This is a genomic window from Thiohalocapsa sp. (genome assembly GCF_019695415.1).
Taxonomy (GTDB): Bacteria; Pseudomonadota; Gammaproteobacteria; order Chromatiales; family Chromatiaceae; genus Thiohalocapsa.
In genome coordinates this window covers 1-1978 of record NZ_JAIFKJ010000047.1, presented here as the reverse complement: position 1 = coordinate 1978, position 1978 = coordinate 1, and the positions used below count along the sequence as shown (strand labels likewise).

1 pseudogene is annotated in these 1978 nt (G+C 64.1%); it reads left to right on the top strand.

The features are described 5' to 3' along the window. Window positions 1–1892, top strand: a pseudogene (locus I6U14_RS00560) (DNA-directed RNA polymerase subunit beta'); the annotation flags it as partial. Window positions 1893–1978: the final 86 nt, after the last annotated feature.

Here is a 1978-nt window from a genome sequence, read left to right as displayed (position 1 = left end):
GCGCGCGCAAGGGCCTGGCGGATACGGCGCTGAAGACGGCCAACTCCGGTTACCTCACGCGCCGACTCGTGGATGTGGCACAGGATATGGTGGTGCTGGAGGAGGACTGTGGCACCGAGAACGGCCTCTTGATGACACCCATCATCGAGGGCGGTGATGTCGTCGAGCCGCTGCGCGAGCGCATCCTCGGCCGTGTGACGGCCGTCGACCTGTACAAGCCGGGCACCGACGACGTCCTTTTCGAGGCCGGCACGCTCCTGGACGAAAACCGTGTGCAGGACCTGGAGGCCCTGGGCATTGACCAGGTGCTGGTGCGCTCCACCATCACCTGCGAAGCCCGCCTTGGCGTCTGTGCGCAATGCTACGGGCGCGACCTCGCCCGGGGCCACCGCGTGAACATGGGTGAGGCAGTCGGCGTCATCGCGGCCCAGTCCATCGGCGAGCCGGGCACCCAGCTCACCATGCGCACGTTCCACATCGGTGGTGCGGCATCCCGTGCGGCGGCGGTCAGCAACGTCCAAGTCAAATCGGACGGCACGGCCCGACTGCACAATATCAAGACAGTGCAACACCACAGCGGCAACCTGGTAGCCGTGTCCCGTTCCGGTGAGCTGACGGTGTCGGATGAGAAGGGGCTGGAGAAAGAGCGCTACAAGATCCCCTATGGGGCGACCCTGCTGGTCGGCGACGGTGAGCCTGTCGAAGGTGGGCAGATTGTCGCCAACTGGGATCCGCACACCCACCCGGTCGTCACCGAAGTGGCTGGTAAGCTGCGCTTCGAGGACTTCGTGGACGGTGTCACGGTCCAAAGCAAGACCGACGAGGTCACCGGCCTGGCGTCTGTCGAGGTCATTGATCCGAAACAACGCCCTGCATCGGGCAAGGATCTGCGCCCGACGGTCATCCTGGTGGACGACGGCGGTGAGGATCTCAAGATCGCCGGCACCGACATGCCGGCCCGTTACCTGCTTCCCTCCGGTGCCATCGTCAGCGTCACGGATGGTGCCGACGTCGGCGTGGGCGACATACTCGCACGCATCCCGCAGGAGTCCTCCAAGACGCGCGACATCACGGGCGGTCTGCCGCGGGTGGCGGATCTGTTCGAGGCACGCAAGCCGAAGGAGCCGGCCCTGCTGGCCGAGGCCACCGGCACCGTCAGCTTCGGCAAGGACACCAAGGGGAAGCAACGGCTGGTGATCACCACCGACGACGGCGAGACGGTCGAGTCACTCATCCCGAAGTGGCGTCACGTGAGTGTCTTCGAGGGCGAGCGTGTGGAGAGGGGCGAGGTCATCTCCGAGGGCGAGCTCAATCCGCACGACATCCTGCGCCTCAAGGGCGTCACTGCGCTGGCCGAATATCTGGTCAAGGAGATTCAGGACGTCTATCGCCTGCAGGGCGTGAAGATCAACGACAAGCATATCGAGGTGATCGTGCGGCAGATGCTGCGCAAGGTGGAGATCACCAATTCCGGCGATACACGTCTGCTGCGCGGTGAGCAGGTGGACTACGGCACACTGCTCGCTGAGAATGAACGGGTGCAGGCAGAAGACAAGCATCCGGCGCTCTTCGAGCCGTTGCTGCTCGGCATCACCAAGGCATCGCTTGCGACGGAATCCTTCATCTCCGCCGCTTCGTTCCAAGAGACGACTCGGGTGCTGACTGAGGCTGCCGTGCGCGGGTCGGTCGATGGTCTGAACGGGCTCAAGGAAAACGTGATCGTTGGCCGCTTGATTCCCGCCGGTACGGGCCTCGCGCATCACAACGAGCGACGTCGCAAGCGCCAAGAGGATACGGCTGCCGATGCCGACGAGCGTATGGAGCTCGCGGCCGAGGAGCTTGAGCAGGCGCTGAAACAGGCGCTCAACACCTCGGATTCGGAAGCGGAGTAAGGGAGGCACCGATAAATCGGCGCTTCCCTAAGGAGATGCCGATTTATTGGGCATCCTGCCCAAAAATCAGACGGAGCCGGGCCTGT